The sequence below is a fragment of the Limnothrix redekei LRLZ20PSL1 genome (assembly GCF_043235035.1).
In the GTDB taxonomy this organism is placed as follows: domain Bacteria; phylum Cyanobacteriota; class Cyanobacteriia; order CACIAM-69d; family CACIAM-69d; genus CACIAM-69d.
Window position 1 is genome coordinate 1 of the sequence record NZ_JAZAQF010000031.1, and the last position, 15,136, is coordinate 15,136.

A 15,136-nucleotide genomic window follows, 5' to 3' on the forward strand; every position below is an offset into this window, starting at 1 on the left:
TGAGCAAGGACTATGAGTTGTATTCGGAGACGAGTGAAGGGATGATCTATGGCTGCTTAATGCATTTGATGGTGAGAAGATTGGCTGCTCTAGATGCTTAATAATTGATTTATAAATCAGCTCTTAGGTTGGGAGCTGCCAAATATTCAAAAAGGAGAAACCTTCTCTGGAAAAGCAGTTTGGCAAACAGTATCTAAGCTGGTTCTAAAATTTTACGAAACTTGTGGTCGCTATCCTAACAAGTTACTCTGTCTTCGTGATGGTTTAGTGCAAGAGGGTGAGTTTCAGGACACAATCCACGCACTTGCCGAAAAAAAAATTGATATTGATATTGTTGGGGTTCGTAAAAGCGGCGCTGGCAGGATGGGACGCGAAGTTTTTCAAGATGATGGTAAGGTATCGTACTACGACGCTTATGTGGGTAGTGTTGTTTTCTACCCACAAGAAAAATCATTTACCTTAATTACAACTGAGGCAATCAACAAAAATCTTGGCAGTGCAAGACCTTTGCGAGTACTTCATGAACACGGTAATACATCTTTAGAAGTACTGGCTCTACAGGTTTACCATCTTACTAAATTACACCCAGCTAGTGGCTTTAAATCCTGTCGATTACCTTGGGTCTTGCATTTGGCAGACAAAAGCAGTAAAGAGTTTCAGCGACTCGGACAAATTAGTGTCTTGCAAAACATTAGTCGAGATAAACTAATTGCCATCTGAAAAAAGCTTGACTTCTAAAACAAATTTCAGGAAGTATTAGTTTAAAGTTTCTCAGTCTCACTTTTTTGAATTCGGAAAAGAAAATTTAAAAATCAAGAAATAGCTGCCAACAGTAATGATTATAGATCTTCTCTTGCTTATCCTTCGTTGCCAGAATGCATCACAGTAGTTAATTTTGAAAATAATTTCAGTAGCCAATGCTGAGTTTTTCGTTTTATTTGGATAGTGGAGAAGAAGAGGAAATTGTTGATGTTTCCGATGAGCTTTATCAATGGCTCACTCATTCAGAATTTTCCAAAATTGGTCAGTCTGAAGAACGAGATATGGAGATAGACGGTGAAATCACCAAAATTGCGGTAGTTCCCTTGATGGGTAGCAACCGCAGAAAACTCAGTAACTTCTTCCGCGATGCCATTGTCCAAGAAAGCGATCGAATGCTCAGCCAGTTAAGCCACTCATCACCCAAAGAGGACTATTTAGCGGCATCTTACGCCCTCAGAATTTTGCAAAATTTGCGAAAACTAATCGAGGACGAAAAATTCAAATACCTGAGCCGAACCTAGAACGTAGTCAATCAATCCCAGTTGCAGCGGTGCGTAGGGCAAAAACGAGATCTTGGGCATAAGCAAGCGTTGCCCTGAACACTCTACATTTGCTATTTTGCAAAATACACACTGATTTTTTATTAATCATCCCTCGCCACCGTAATTGATCAACAATTTAATCTTGTCAACAGTTTGATCTTAAAAATGAGGTCAATAATTGATAATACCTGCATGATCATCAGCTTAAACTCGGGACTTCCTGATTATGTATACCCTCCAAAAAACCAGCACCAAGATTTTCATTGACTACGATCGCCTTGTAGAAGCTTGCCAAAAGTGGAACGTGACAGAACTTGCCCTATTTGGCTCAGTGCTGAGAGATGATTTCTGCCCTGATCATAGCGATGTTGATGTATTGGTAGTTTTCCATCCAGAAGCCCACTGGACACTATTGGATCTCGTTGACATCGAAGATGATTTTAAAAGCATTTTTGGTAGAGATGTAGACCTAGTTGAGCGAGGCAGCATCGAGCAAAGCAACAATCATCTGCGTAAGCAAGAAATCCTCAGCTCCTTGAAGGTGATCTATGCTGCCTCGTGAACACAACTACTTATTAGACATGCTAAAAGCTGCAAAATTAGCCCAAGAATTTGTAGCTGATGTCGATTGGGACAAATTTCAACTCGATCTAATGCGCCAAGCAGCCGTCACTCGCCAACTCGAAATTATTGGTGAAGCCGCTCGTAGAATTTCCGAGACATCTCAGACAGAAATGCCTGAAATTCCTTGGCATCAAATCATCGGAATGCGAAACCGTATCGCCCATGAATATGATCGCATCAACTTAATCACGCTTTGGGATACGATTCACCTGGCCCTACCAAAATTGATTTCTACATTGGAAACTATTATTGGCATCAATGAATAATTAAGAAATACTTAATAATGTGACCGTGATATCGATAAGAGATGGCAAATCCAGCGGGGAGCTGGCAAGGGCGATCAGCTATTCCAAAAGCTCGCCTAAGTAGCACTGCACAAAGTCGCGGGCAGCTTCGGGGTTCAATCCTTTCAAAGCTGTGACGATCTCCACAACGGTCTCAGCCGTAGGGTCGCGCTGCTCGTGAAACCACTTAAAAACCACTGACCGATCAACTTGCAACAGCACCGCCAGCCGGTTCTGGCTGATTTTGTGCTGTTCTAATACGGATTTGAGGGCTTTTCCTGCTCTTCCCATGCCCCCAATCCTGTCAAAGAATCTTAATCCGGTAAATATCGTGACTGTACTTCTCCCACGCACCGTCGATCAATCCCGGTTGCAGCGGTGCGTAGGGCAAAAACGAGATCTTGGGCATAAGCAAGCGTTGCCCTACACACCCTACGAAATGCTGAATGATGTGACCGTGATATCAATGAGGGCTGGCAAGTCCAGCGGGGAGCTGACAAGGGCGATCGACTATTCCACCACTTCGCCAAGGTAGCGCTGCACAAAGTCCCGCGCTGCTTCGGGCTTGAGCGTTTTCAAGGCCTTCACAATTTCCAAAAGTGTTTCAGCGGTTGGATCGCGAATTTCTTTGCACCAGCGATAAACATTGGTGCGTTCAATTTCCATCTGCATCGCAAGGGAGTATTGGCTCACCTCGTGATCCTCAAGCACTTGTTTTAAAACGCGGCCGGCTTTTCCCATGCCCTCGATCGTCTCAAAGGTCTGGATTTCCGTAAATGATATCCCTGTAGCTGACGGAATCCTAAAGGTTGACAGTCACCATTACGCCCTATGACTGCTTTTAGCCGCTCATCTCAACCACATTGCTACACTGAAGTTAGGATCGATGTCGCACTGAAAGCAATTAATCAGGAGAAATTAAAAAGTCCATGATTGCTCAACAGGATTTATATTTCCTTAGCCCCGATGACTATTTACAACAGGAGGCAAAATCCACCCAAAAGCATGACTATATTGATGGAGAAATTGTAGCGATGGCGGGTGCGAGTAGTGCCCATTGCACGATCGTGGCAACCTTAACGGCGCTGCTTTTAAAATCCGTTCGTCAGCAAGGTTGTCAGCTATTTACCGGTGATATGAAAGTACGAGTTGATCGCCATAATTGCTTTTACTATCCTGATTTGCTCGTCACCTGCGACCCACGCGATCAAAACACAGACTATTACAAATGCTTTCCTAAATTAATTATTGAAGTGCTTTCCGATAGCACGGAGCTGCGCGATCGCGGTGAAAAATTCTTCAACTATTCTGCTTTAGAAAGCCTGAAAGAATATGTGCTAATTAGTCAAGATAAAATGCGAGTGGAGTGCTTTCGCCGCGATGACAATAATCGATGGGTTTTGGAGTGGTATGGCCCGGGCGATCGCGTCTTTTTCCAAAGCATTGATTGGCAAGGCATGATCAACAATTTGTACGAAGACGTATCATTGCCCGGTTGAATCACCTGTTTTGCAAGGCTCATTTTGAGCTGATCCCAACCTTGATCGAGATGGTCAAGAACCCAAAAAGAATCGGAAACCTGGGCAAACCGTAGCCCCGATCGCAGACGGGGCAGCGGCGGCCGGCGACGGTTTCCGGTAAAGTTTTTTGCACCTTTAGCGGTTGTGGGGGCAAAGACCAATGGCAACGATCGTTCAGAAATATGGCGGCACGTCGGTTGGCTCGATCGAGCGGATTCAGTCCGTGGCGGCTCGGGTGATCGACACGGTGAAAGCGGGAAATTCCGTGGTGGTGGTGGTTTCGGCCATGGGCAAAACCACCGATGGGCTGGTGGCCCTGGCGCGGGAAATTAGCGACCAACCCAGCCGCCGGGAAATGGATATGCTGCTTTCGACCGGGGAGCAGGTGTCGATCGCCCTGTTGAGCATGGCGCTACAGGCGGCGGGCCAACCGGCGATTTCCCTAACCGGCGCACAAATTGGGATCGTTACGGAAGCGTCCCACACGCGGGCGCGGATTTTGAGCATTGATCCCGATCGGCTGCGTCGCCACCTCGATGAGGGAAAAGTGGTGGTGGCGGCGGGCTTCCAGGGAATCTCGAATGCCGATGATTTGGAAATTACCACCCTGGGGCGCGGCGGCTCGGACACGTCGGCGGTGGCCCTGGCGGCGGCCTTGCGGGCCGATGCCTGCGAAATTTACACGGATGTGCCAGGGGTGCTGACCACCGATCCCCGCCTGGTGCCGGAAGCGCAAATCATGGCGGAAATTTCCTGCGATGAAATGCTGGAGCTGGCTAGCTTGGGGGCAAAGGTGCTGCATCCTCGGGCGGTGGAAATTGCCCGTAATTACGGTGTGCCGCTGATTGTGAAGTCGAGCTGGACGACTGATTCCGGAACGCGGGTGGTGTCGCAGCCAGTGGGCGATCGCCCCTTGGAAAACCTGGAAATTGCCCGGCCGGTGGATGCCATTCGCTACAACACGAACCAGGCGCAAATCGGTTTGCTGCGCGTACCCGATCGCCCCGGGATCGCCGCCAAGCTGTTCGGGGAGCTGGCCAAGCAAGCGGTGGATGTGGACTTGATTATTCAGTCGATCCACGAGGGCAACACCAACGACATCGCCTTCACGGTGACGGAGCAGGAAGCCGATCGCGCTGAAGCTATGGCCGGGGCGATCGCGCCGACCCTGCGGACAGAACCGACGCGCCCGATGGAAACGGAGGGAGCCGAAGCGGAATTGGTGGTCGATCGCCATGTGGCCGAGGTCAGCATCTACGGCGCGGGCATGATTGGCCGGCCCGGCGTGGCGGCCCAAATGTTCAAGACCCTGGCCGACGCGGGGATCAATATTGAAACCATTTCCACCTCGGAAGTGCAGGTGGGTTGCATCATCGCTCCCGGGGACGACGCAGCCGATCGGGATTTGGAGGCGCTCTGTCAGCGGGCGGTGGCGGCCCTGCGCCATACCTTTGAGCTAGATACGGATCAGTTCTTGCCGGAGGTGCTGCCGATCGACCAGCCCGCCAGCCCCGATGAGCCGCCCGTGCGCGGCGTGGCACTCGATCGCAACCAAAGCCAAATCGCCGTCCGCAACGTGCCTGATCGCCCCGGCATGGCCGCCAAAATCTTTGAGCTGCTGGCGGACAAGAGCATCAGCGTTGATACGATTGTCCAGTCCCAGCGGCGGATCGTCGTCAACGGCTCCCCCACCCGCCACATCGCCTTCACCACCGCCGCCACCGATGCGGAAGCCGCCCGCGCCGTGCTGCTGGCCGCCGGTCAGGAATTCGGCTGGGGCGAAGTGGTGGTGAATGCCCAGGTGGCGAAGGTCAGCGCCGTGGGAACGGGGATGATCAACCGGCCCGGCGTAGCGGCCCAAATGTTCAACGCCTTGGCGGCCAAGGGGATCAACCTGCTAATGATCACCACGTCGGCGATCAAGATCAGTTGCGTGGTCGAACAGGATCAAGGTGTGGAAGCCCTGAAGGCGGTTCACGAAGCCTTTGATCTTTCGGGTGAATACCAGGCCAGCAACGTCCATGGACTGACCCCGGCAAAATAGGCGAGCAAAATCGTCCAGTTGCGGAGCGTGCAGCGCCAAACGCCCTCACGCTCCCAGCGCCGAGCCGAGGTGAGCACCCGATCGGGCAAAATCCGAATCCGCCAGCCCCGCCGCCGAATCGATCGCATCAGGGCCACGTCTTCCATAATCGGAATTTCCGGGTAGCCGCCCAGCGCCCCAAAGGCCGATCGCCGAATAAAAATCGCCTGATCCCCATAGGGCAGCCGGGTGAGGCGCGATCGTGCCGAAGCCACCCGGGCGATCGTTTGCAAGATCCAGCGGGACGAGGCGATCGATAAGTCAAACGCACCACCCACCACATCTTCGGGTAGGGGCGCACCGCCGTGCGCCCCTACGTTGAGCGTTTGTTTTAGGGTTGTTGTGATTTGGGTAAACGCCGTTGTGGGTAATTGCGTGTCGGCGTGCAGAAATAGCAGAATTTCCCCTCGGGCGATCGCTGCGCCTGCGTTCATTTGCAGACCCCGACCCCGCGCCGCCGTGATGCCTCGCACCGGGCGATCGCTGGGCAAATACTGCAAGGTTGACCCCGACCGATCTCCATCCACCACAATCACTTCGTAGGGAATCTGTCCGGCAATTTCTACTAAGTGATCAAGCGTTTTTTGAATCCGTTCCCCTTCATTTAGCACCGGCATAATCACGGAAATTGCGATCGGCTGTCGAATTTTTGCCAACGTTGCTATTGCTCGTTTCAGAGCCGAATTCTGCTGATTTATTTGCCAGAATCGATCTAAATCGGTTGCGTGATCAATATCGTACCAATGGGGCAGAATTGCGACTGGTTGGTTAGCTGATTGGAACCGGGCGATCGTCTCCGAAAAAACTGTTTCGGTACTCCAAATCATGTTTTGAAAAATGGCGGGTAAATAGCGATCGCGCCTAAACCCCACCAAGCAATAACCCCCATCTTCCGTGGGGCAAATCGCCGCGCCCGTTGCGATCAAGGCTTCAGCCGCCTGGGTCAATATTTCATCAGGTAAATCGGGGCTATCGCTACCGACCAGCAAGACCCGATCGCTCCCCTGTCCAAAACAAGTTGTGAACGCCCGCGCCATCCGATCGCCCAAATCCCCATCGCCCTGGGCCGCCAGTTGCCGATCGTTACAGCCCAACCAATCCCGCACGGTCGATCGCCCCGAGTCAGGCGCATAAAACACGCGAATATCGGCTTGCTGGCAATCGGTAAATGCGATGAGGCGATCGAACCAATCTCGCCCCATCGATCGATAAAATTCCGTCGCAAAATCCGCCCCGATCGTTTTGGCCAGCCGCGATTTAACCTGACCTAATTCGGGCGCTTTGACAAATAGGGCGATCGTTAATTTTAAATAGCTCAATGCAAATAATCCCCATTCGGATGGTTAGTTACCCAACAATAAGGAAACTACACTACAAATGGGGCAATTTAGGATGTTGATTTTATCCTGGCTTAATCAAGCATTTAGCCAGTTAATTGCCGACCGATTAATTTTCTAAATTCAAGCTTCAAAATACTTTAACTTGAGTTTAATACACAGAACCACCACTCTGTTGCTTCATCGAGACTTAGGCACATCATAGCCAGATGGACAGGTTAACCCACCTGATGTGTCACGCTCAGGAAATTCAATTGATCCATTGGTAAATCTTTGAGATTTGCAAATTTTTGCATTAGCCTGGTAATCACGCATTATGAAAACACCTCCAGAAATCGTAGAATAGTTACCCTTGTAAAGTGGTGCTGCTGAGACATGAACAGTATTCTGATCTACCAACCTCATGTTAAACTCATATCCCGAAATTTTCATGTTTGAGTTCTCAAGTTGTTCTAGCATATTTCCTGATACATAAGCTGATGAAAATCCCCGATATTTATTGGTCAGTTCTAGAAAATTTTGTGGAAACCTGCCTTCTTCCACGTAAAAAGACTGAACGCTTCTGTTGATTACTCCAAAATACGTTTCTGCACCGCTAGTATTTAATTTCTCTTTTTGTTGTTCCATACCCACAGCTAGTAACCCAATATATGTTGCTCCACCTAAAACAATGACTCCGAGTCCCACTCCAGCAACAATGATGTTTGTTTTCTTGATTTGCTCTTCAGATTGCATGACTTGGAATGAAAGATAGTATTATTGGTGATAGTAATTTCATACCCAAAATAAAATCACATATCCACTATAACCAATCAGAATCTTTACTATGACAGATCAGTCTGCATCGATTCGGCATCCATCAGAAATTTTTGTGGAAGCGGCTGAAGCCTGGGATCTGAAGCTGCTTTATCGAGATTTGTCTTCCACCAAGGGCAAACCCTTGACACCTACTGAGAAAGTCCACTTGAGAGGGATTCTGTGTGGAAATAGCCCAGGGGAGATTGCAGATCAGTTACAAAAGCAAGCCAATGGCGTAGAAACAGACCTGGCTGCCACTGTGTATCGCTATGTCAAAGAGCTAGTGGGGCTGGGAAATACCAAACTGAGTAGCTGGCGTGAAGTTCCGCAACTGCTTGAATCGGCTGGATACAAGATCCCGCAGCCTGCTCAATTGCGCGATGTCGATCCCAATGCAAGCACAATCAACATCACCAATATCAATATTGAGCACAACAAATTAGTTTTTATGATTAAGCTTGAAATTCCTACCAAATCGCAGCAGGATGACTAGATTTAAGTTAATTGAGAAATTATCATGCAAACTTTAGAGCACAGGAATAATTGGGACGATGATTGCACTTCCCGGCGGATTTAGCGTCTCGGATTACTTGATACTTGAAGAACAAAGTGATTGCCGCTATGGATATCGTAATGAATTGGCTTTCGTTATAGCTAATGAGAGTGAAAATCATCATGCAATTTGCACTAGCTTACTGAGTGCGATTCATGGGCATTTGCGCCAAACCGATTGCCGATTCTATGGCAGCGATGTGAAAGTCAGCTATGCCGATCGCTTCTTCTACTATCCCGATGCGTTCGTGACTTGTGATCCACGTGATCGCACCGATCGCTATGTCAAACGCTATCCCAAACTAATTGCAGAAGTTCTATCGCCCTCCACAGAATTATTCGATCGCACCACAAAGTTTGAGGATTATCAAGCGATCGAAACCCTCGAAGAATATGTCTTAATCGACCAAGAAACAGTCGCCGTGGAATGTTGGCGGCGGGTGGCGGGCGATCGCTGGGAAGGCCAAATCTATCAAGCGGGCGATCGGGTGGAATTAATCAGTATTGGCTTAACCATTGCGATCGAGGATCTCTACGCTGGACTCGATGAAATGCCCTAACAATTACCACCCCAGACAAGGGGCTGAAGCCCCTTGCCTAACGGGATTCAACCATCAGAATTAGGTGGTGTATTCGGCGTTGATCTTCACGTAGTCGTAGCTGAGATCGCAGCCCCAAGCCTTCGCGGAGCCGGGCCCGTCGCCAATGCTGACCCCGATCGCCACGGTATCGGTTTTCAGGTACTCACCCTCAGCAGCGGACTTCAGGTAGTTGTGGGCTGCCATCCGATCGAACGCTAGCGGTTGCCCGTTTTCCATCAGCACAATGTCGCCGAGCTGAATCCGCAGGTTGTTTTGGTCGAACTTTACGCCAGCGCGACCGGCGGCCCCGGCAATCCGGCCCCAGTTGGGATCGCGGCCGAAGATGGCGGATTTGGTGAGGGCGGAACCGGCAATCGTCTTGGCGACGGCGCGGGCGGCGGCTTCGTCGGGCGCACCGCTGACGGCCACTTCAATCAAACAGGTGGCTCCTTCCCCGTCACGGGCGATCGCCTTGGCCAAGTGGGTACAAACCTCCGTCAGCATGGCTTCTAGCTTTTCGGCTTCCGGGCCCCATTGGGTGATTGCCGGGGTGCGCGATTGACCGTTGGCCAGGGCAAACAGGGAATCGTTGGTGCTGGTGTCGCCATCGACGGTGATTTGGTTGAAGCTGCGATCGCCCGCCCGCGACAGCATCTCTTGCCACAGGTGGGGCGACACGGCCGCATCGCAGGTGACAAAGGCCAACATTGTCGCCATGTTCGGGTGGATCATCCCCGACCCCTTCGACATGCCGCCAATCCGCACGGGGCGATCGCCGATCGTGGTTTCCAGGGCGATCGACTTAACGACCAAATCCGTCGTCAAAATCGACTTTTCGGCGCTGGCTCCCCCCTCATCGGACAGGGCCGCCACCACCTGCGGAATGCCCGATCTCATCGGTTCCATCTTGATCCGCTGACCGATCACGCCTGTGGAAGCCAACAGCACCGCGCCGGGATCAATATCCAGTTCCTTTGCCAACAGTTGGGCGCATTCTTCCGCGTCGGCCACACCCGCCGCTCCGGTAGCGGCGTTGGCTTGACCTGCATTCACCAAAATGGCCCGGGCACTGGGCTTGGCTTGCAGGCGATCGCGGCAGTAGTCCACGCAGGCGGCGCGCACTTGGCTGGTGGTAAAAATCCCGGCGGCGATCGCCTCCACTTCAGAATAAATCAGGGCCAAATCTGGCGCGCCCGAAGGTTTCAAGCCCGCCGTAATGCCCGCCGCCTTGTATCCCTTAGGAGCCGTTACGCCGCCAGAAATCACTTGCCAATCTGCCATGAGTCGATCGCCCTTTCACGATTGCTAAGTTGCCCAGAGTCCGGGCAATTGGGTGATTATAGCAAGGTCATTTCGGGCGATCGCGCTGTTTCTGTCACGGGATCACGATGCAAGTATTGATGAAGTTTGCCAGCGAGAGCTAATGGATAATGTAAATATTAATCAGTTCTTGACTAACTCTTGACCAACACTTGGGGCTAGCAAGATTGTGTGATCGCTCGCAAGATAAATTATTGCTCGATCGCAATTTATGGATCGCAATTTATGTAACTCCAATTCCAAAATTGCTTGATCGCAATGGCTTGCGATCTCGACAAATTGCTGTAATTCCTAACCGATTCATTTTGGATTAATCGGTAAACGAATTAAAAATTGAGTGCCTCGACCCAGTTCTGACTGCACCTCCAAAGTGCCGCTGTGCTTTTCAGACACAATCTGATGGGCGATCGCTAGTCCGAGTCCTGTACCCTTACCAACAGGCTTGGTTGTAAACAACGGCTCAAATAATCGTTGCTTGACTAACTCATTCATACCAATTCCATTGTCAGCAATGCAGACCACAATTTGCTGATCACTGGTGGTCTGAGTTGTAATTTGAATTTGCAGCTCAGAATTAAGGGTTTGGCCTTTCAGTGCGCTCTCCTCTAGGGCATCGATCGCATTGGCTAGCAAATTCATAAACACCTGATTGATTTGTCCTGGATAGCAAGGCAGTAGTGGCAATTCACCATAGGACTTGAGAATCGAAATTGCAGGACGATGATCACTACTTTTCAAGCGATGTTGCAGAATCATCAGGGTGCTGTCTAAACCTTCATGCAAGTTCGCTGGAATTTTAGTTTCGGTATCAGAACGAGAGAAAGTGCGAAGTGATGTGGAAATTCCACGGATTCGCTCAGCTCCCAGAGTCAAAGAATTGATGATCTTGAGGCTATCTTCAAAAATAAAATCGGGTTCTAAATCTTCCAAAATAGCGGCTAATTCTGGTGAAGGCTGCGGATGCTCTTTTTGATAGATCCGCAGAATTTCCGCCATGTTATTGATGTGCTCTCGCAGTGGATCTACATTACTGGCAATGAAATTAATGGGATTATTGATTTCATGTGCGATTCCCGCAATCATTTCTCCTAGACTTGATAACTTTTCCTGCTGAACAAGCTGCACTTGCATTTTTTGCAAGGCGGCTGTGCGATCATGAACTTGATGTTCCAAGGATTCTGTTAATTTCTTGAGTTTGAGGTGAACCTGTAACCGAGCTAAAACTTCTGTTTGATCAAATGGCTTGGGAATGTAGTCTACTGCTCCGAGGGCAAAGCCTTTAGCTTTATTGTCCGTGTCTGAAAAGGCAGTTGTAAAAATAATAGGAATAGACTGCGTGAGTGGATTGGCTTTGAGGCGGCGACAGGTTTCAAAACCATCAATACCTGGCATTTGGACATCTAACAAAATAAGATCTGGAAGATTGCGATCGACCTGGGCCAGAGCACTTTCACCATCAATTGCCACGCGAAAGCGCAACCCAGCACTATTCAGCGCTTCTGATAAAACTGCCAAATTAGTTGGATTGTCATCCACAACTAAAATAAATTCATTCGACACAGATGCTGACATAAGCCATCAGGAGTTGATTTGATCATCAAGTGAGTAGGAGAGACTATGCGAGCGTTTCCCAAAATCTGCTAGATCTTCTTGGAATATTTTGGAATATTGAAGATCATTAAACTGAGGGGAAAAATCTCAACTGAGAAAATTGCTATTGAGCTATATAGCGTTCAAGCAATGTTTGTAGTTGTTTGAGCTGAAAGCGAGCCGCCAATTGAGTGACCTGCTCAGAAAAAGGTGCCATAGTCGGATCAGACTCTGCCAGCTTAGCAACCATTGATAAGATTTCTTGAGTATCACCGTCCATGAGGAGATCGTGCAGCCGTTGCACAATTTCTGAAGCAGGAGAAATAACATCTCGAGCCTGAATGGGTTCAGTCGCTAAAGGAGTATCAAGAGCGGTGGCTTGCTCATAAACCCAAGTTAAATTAAGTTGCTCTTGCAAGATTTGAAGCAGCACTTCAGCTTGGACTGGTTTGGGCAAAAACAAGTTAGCGCCCGCATCGATCGCCTCTTGCTGATTGCTTTCAAAGACACTGGCTGATGAAGCGATCGCCACAACATTTCGCAAAGTTTCAGAAGCGCGAATGCGTCTGAGTAGTTGATAGCCATCCATGACATGCATCATCAAATCCGTAATGATTAAGTCGGGAGCATGGGTCAGCGCAGTTTCCCAACCATTTTGACCATTTTGGGCTTCCACAACCTTGAACCCAAGCGGTTCTAGGAGGCTAACAATCACAGAACGGTTTTCCCAACGGTCGTCTACCACAATAATGGTGCGTTGATTGCCTTCATAGCCCACAATAGTTCCTTGGTCAATCGTTCTAGAGGCGGTTGCCCATTCTTTGGCCTCCGGTAGTTGAACATCAAACCCAAAAGTACTGCCTTGGCCCAGCGTGCTCTCTACTTCAATTTGGCTCCCCATTAAAGACACAATTCTGTGGCTGATAGTGAGTCCTAAACCCGTGCCCTCTGACTGCTTTTTGCTATCGCCCACTTGCTCAAATGGCAAGAAAATCTTTTCCAATTGTTTTGGTGTCATCCCCACGCCCGTATCCTCGACTTGAAATCGCAGGCGATACAGGGACTGATTATCGAGTTTTTGGGCTTGAACGCGAAAGGTCACTTGTCCTTTATCAGTGAACTTGATTGCATTGCCGAGGAGGTTAATCAAAACTTGACGTAATCGCTTTTCATCGGCGCGAATCCCGATCGGTAAATCTGAATCGGCTCGATAAATAAAGGCAATGCCTTTTTGCTCAGCACGAATTCGACAAATTTCGCAAACGCCTTGCAAAAATGAGGGTAAATGAAACTCACTGACCGCCAAGTCAAGCTTACGAGCTTCAATTTTAGAAAGATCTAAAATGTCATTAATCAAGGTCAGCAAATGAGTTCCGCACTGATGAATAATTTGGATGCCATCCTGTTCTTTTTTGCCCCAAGTTTTGGAACGACTGAGAATTTGGGCGTATCCCAAAATACCGTTCAGAGGCGTGCGTAACTCATGGCTCATGTTAGATAGAAATTCGCTCTTGGACTGATTAGCAAAATCCGCTGCGGCCTTGGATTGTTTGAGCTGCGCTTGCTCCGTGGATTGAACATAGACCAACACACCAATCAGCGTACCCACTAGGAGCAAAACAACGATCGCAATGCCATCTAGTAGCTGAAGTTGAGACTCAATATTTTGGCGCGGAATCACCAGTGCCACAGACCACTGAGCTTCAGTGAGTGGTCGAAAACCCACATAGCTCTCAAGTCTGTCAATTTTGACTAATTGAATGTCCTGCTGCCGATTGACCATCTGTTGAGCAATGTGGGCCAATCCTGCGTCTTGGGCGATCACCAAGCTCGGCGCGGGCTTGTCTATGGTGGACATGAATGTTGAATTGGGATGCACGATCGCCTCGCCCTTGGAATTGAGGACAAAAGCATAGCTGTGATCGCCATATTTCAACTGATTAATGACTTGCCTGATGCGATCGATCGTGACCACCCCATGAATGGCCCCGGCGGGTTTTGCTTTTGAGTTTTGATCTCTAAAAATAGGAGCCGCAATGGCCACACCAGGAACATGCGTGATGCGAGCAATCATTGGATCATCGACATAAATTTGTCCAGCCATTGCTTTCTGAAACCACCGGCGATCGCGCACATCGGCCGGCTTGGTCTTGGCGACAGTGCTTTGGCGGATTCCTGCTGCTGTGGTGAAGCCAAGAAACGAAAAATCTCCAATTCGTTGATCTTCAGCTTTTAGATAGGGGTTGGCGATCGCCCAATCCATCGATCGCACCACTTCAACATTGGATAACATTTCCATGCGCGCTTTCAACAACGCCAACCAACTATCAATATCCTGGGACTTGTTGGTCACACGGGATAGTGCATCCTGCTTCAAATTTTCCAGCGTTGCTTGGCGCACGGTTTGATAGCTAATGTATGCCCCTACGCCCACGAGTAGCGCTGTGCCTCCCACAATCAACCGCATCAGCAGGTTGCGAGATAATTTCAAGCTAGGATGAGAATTAACGCTTGGCAGAGTAGCTGAAAATTTCCTGTCGGTTGATTGGGAGTGAAAAATCATAACAATCTGAAATCGGTGGCAGGTGATCAGGTCATGGGCTTGGGCTGTAAAATTTGCTTTAAATTATGAACAGATCAAGTTATGAACAAATCAAGTAACTTATTCATCTCATTTCAAAGCAAATTTTGAGATGAACCTAAGACAGTGGGAGCAGTCTTGAAAGGGATAGGAGTAACTTCTCAACCTGCCTGAGCTAAACTGATCAGCGACTCAGTGCAAAAGCTCTTTGCACAAATCCACTAGCAGCCCTCATTTAGCAGCTCTCGTTTCCCCTGTGTCATTAGGTTGATTGCTGATTGCCCGCTCTATCGGTGCTTTGTAAAAATTTCGTGAAAGAAATTGCTTGAGTGTAAAAAATCGCACAAGAAAATCCGAGATCTTTACCCTATCAAAGTAAATTTGCGATTGACTCTGTAAAAGTAGGCTGACTCAAGATAACACCGAATATTAGTTTTAGAGCTGATTTATAAATCAATTATTAAGCATCTAGAGCAGCCAATCTTCTCACCATCAAATGCATTAAGCAGCCATAGATCATCCCTTCACTCGTCTCCGAATACAACTCATAGTCCTTGCTCAA

15 protein-coding genes and 1 pseudogene are annotated in these 15,136 nt (G+C 48.8%); 8 read left to right on the forward strand and 8 right to left on the reverse strand.

The genetic code is table 11. The features are described 5' to 3' along the window. The first annotated feature begins 267 nt into the window (after positions 1-267). From VPK24_RS06435 to VPK24_RS06450, 4 genes are all read left to right on the forward strand, one after another. Entirely contained in the window at positions 268-720 is a 453-nt protein-coding gene (locus tag VPK24_RS06435) for a hypothetical protein (protein ID WP_393011464.1), read from the forward strand. A 218-nt stretch (positions 721-938) separates the two neighbouring features. Further along, positions 939-1,283, forward strand: coding sequence for a hypothetical protein (locus VPK24_RS06440; RefSeq protein ID WP_393011466.1), 345 nt, complete (start codon positions 939-941; stop codon positions 1,281-1,283). A 247-nt stretch (positions 1,284-1,530) separates the two neighbouring features. After that, on the forward strand, positions 1,531-1,866 hold the full coding sequence (locus tag VPK24_RS06445; RefSeq protein WP_393011468.1) for a nucleotidyltransferase family protein: 336 nt from the start codon (positions 1,531-1,533) through the stop codon (positions 1,864-1,866). Beyond that, complete coding sequence (locus VPK24_RS06450) at positions 1,853-2,194, forward strand: HepT-like ribonuclease domain-containing protein (protein ID WP_393011470.1); 342 nt, start codon at positions 1,853-1,855, stop codon at positions 2,192-2,194. Before VPK24_RS06445 ends, VPK24_RS06450 begins: the two co-directional genes overlap by 14 nt. Before the next feature lie 78 nt (positions 2,195-2,272). Here the strand turns inward: VPK24_RS06450 and VPK24_RS06455 are convergent, their stop codons facing one another. Both VPK24_RS06455 and VPK24_RS06460 read right to left on the reverse strand, forming a co-directional pair. Next, the gene (locus VPK24_RS06455) at positions 2,273-2,503 is read right to left on the reverse strand and encodes a helix-turn-helix domain-containing protein (RefSeq protein WP_393011472.1); all 231 of its coding nucleotides are present in this window, start codon (positions 2,501-2,503) and stop codon (positions 2,273-2,275) included. Between the two features lie 219 nt (positions 2,504-2,722). Next, complete coding sequence (locus tag VPK24_RS06460; RefSeq protein ID WP_393011474.1) at positions 2,723-2,953, reverse strand: helix-turn-helix domain-containing protein; 231 nt, start codon at positions 2,951-2,953, stop codon at positions 2,723-2,725. A 188-nt stretch (positions 2,954-3,141) separates the two neighbouring features. On the opposite strand from VPK24_RS06460, the gene VPK24_RS06465 reads away from it, so the two are divergent. Both VPK24_RS06465 and VPK24_RS06470 read left to right on the forward strand, forming a co-directional pair. Further along, entirely contained in the window at positions 3,142-3,711 is a 570-nt protein-coding gene (locus VPK24_RS06465; protein ID WP_393011476.1) for a Uma2 family endonuclease, read from the forward strand. A 181-nt stretch (positions 3,712-3,892) separates the two neighbouring features. After that, positions 3,893-5,776: an aspartate kinase gene (locus tag VPK24_RS06470; RefSeq protein ID WP_393011478.1), complete on the forward strand. Its 1,884-nt coding sequence runs from the start codon at positions 3,893-3,895 to the stop codon at positions 5,774-5,776. On the opposite strand, the gene VPK24_RS06475 is transcribed toward VPK24_RS06470, so the two are convergent. Next, a complete protein-coding gene (locus VPK24_RS06475; RefSeq protein ID WP_393011480.1) occupies positions 5,707-7,134 on the reverse strand; it encodes a TIGR04283 family arsenosugar biosynthesis glycosyltransferase in 1,428 nt (475 codons plus the stop codon). The two genes, VPK24_RS06470 and VPK24_RS06475, sit on opposite strands and share 70 nt — an antisense overlap. Before the next feature lie 198 nt (positions 7,135-7,332). Then, positions 7,333-7,887, reverse strand: coding sequence for a type IV pilin-like G/H family protein (locus tag VPK24_RS06480; RefSeq protein WP_099531988.1), 555 nt, complete (start codon positions 7,885-7,887; stop codon positions 7,333-7,335). Positions 7,888-7,978: 91 nt separating this feature from the next. Between VPK24_RS06480 and VPK24_RS06485 the strand changes: the two genes are divergently transcribed. Together VPK24_RS06485 and VPK24_RS06490 are read left to right on the forward strand one after the other, a co-directional pair. Continuing rightward, a complete protein-coding gene (locus VPK24_RS06485) occupies positions 7,979-8,443 on the forward strand; it encodes a hypothetical protein (RefSeq protein ID WP_199858066.1) in 465 nt (154 codons plus the stop codon). Between the two features lie 58 nt (positions 8,444-8,501). After that, positions 8,502-9,062 (forward strand): Uma2 family endonuclease, encoded by a 561-nt coding sequence (locus VPK24_RS06490; protein ID WP_393011483.1) that lies wholly within the window; start codon positions 8,502-8,504, stop codon positions 9,060-9,062. A gap of 60 nt (positions 9,063-9,122) precedes the next feature. On the opposite strand, the gene argJ is transcribed toward VPK24_RS06490, so the two are convergent. From argJ to VPK24_RS06510, 4 genes and pseudogenes are all read right to left on the reverse strand, one after another. Further along, positions 9,123-10,364: a bifunctional ornithine acetyltransferase/N-acetylglutamate synthase gene (gene argJ / locus VPK24_RS06495; RefSeq protein ID WP_393011485.1), complete on the reverse strand. Its 1,242-nt coding sequence runs from the start codon at positions 10,362-10,364 to the stop codon at positions 9,123-9,125. A gap of 339 nt (positions 10,365-10,703) precedes the next feature. Next, positions 10,704-11,975 carry a sensor histidine kinase gene (locus VPK24_RS06500; protein ID WP_393011487.1) on the reverse strand — a complete coding sequence of 424 codons (1,272 nt, stop codon included), beginning with the start codon at positions 11,973-11,975 and terminating at the stop codon, positions 10,704-10,706. Positions 11,976-12,117: 142 nt separating this feature from the next. Next, positions 12,118-14,460 (reverse strand): ATP-binding protein, encoded by a 2,343-nt coding sequence (locus VPK24_RS06505; protein ID WP_449283919.1) that lies wholly within the window; start codon positions 14,458-14,460, stop codon positions 12,118-12,120. A gap of 574 nt (positions 14,461-15,034) precedes the next feature. Next, positions 15,035-15,136 (reverse strand): annotated as a pseudogene (locus VPK24_RS06510) (IS5/IS1182 family transposase); the annotation flags it as partial.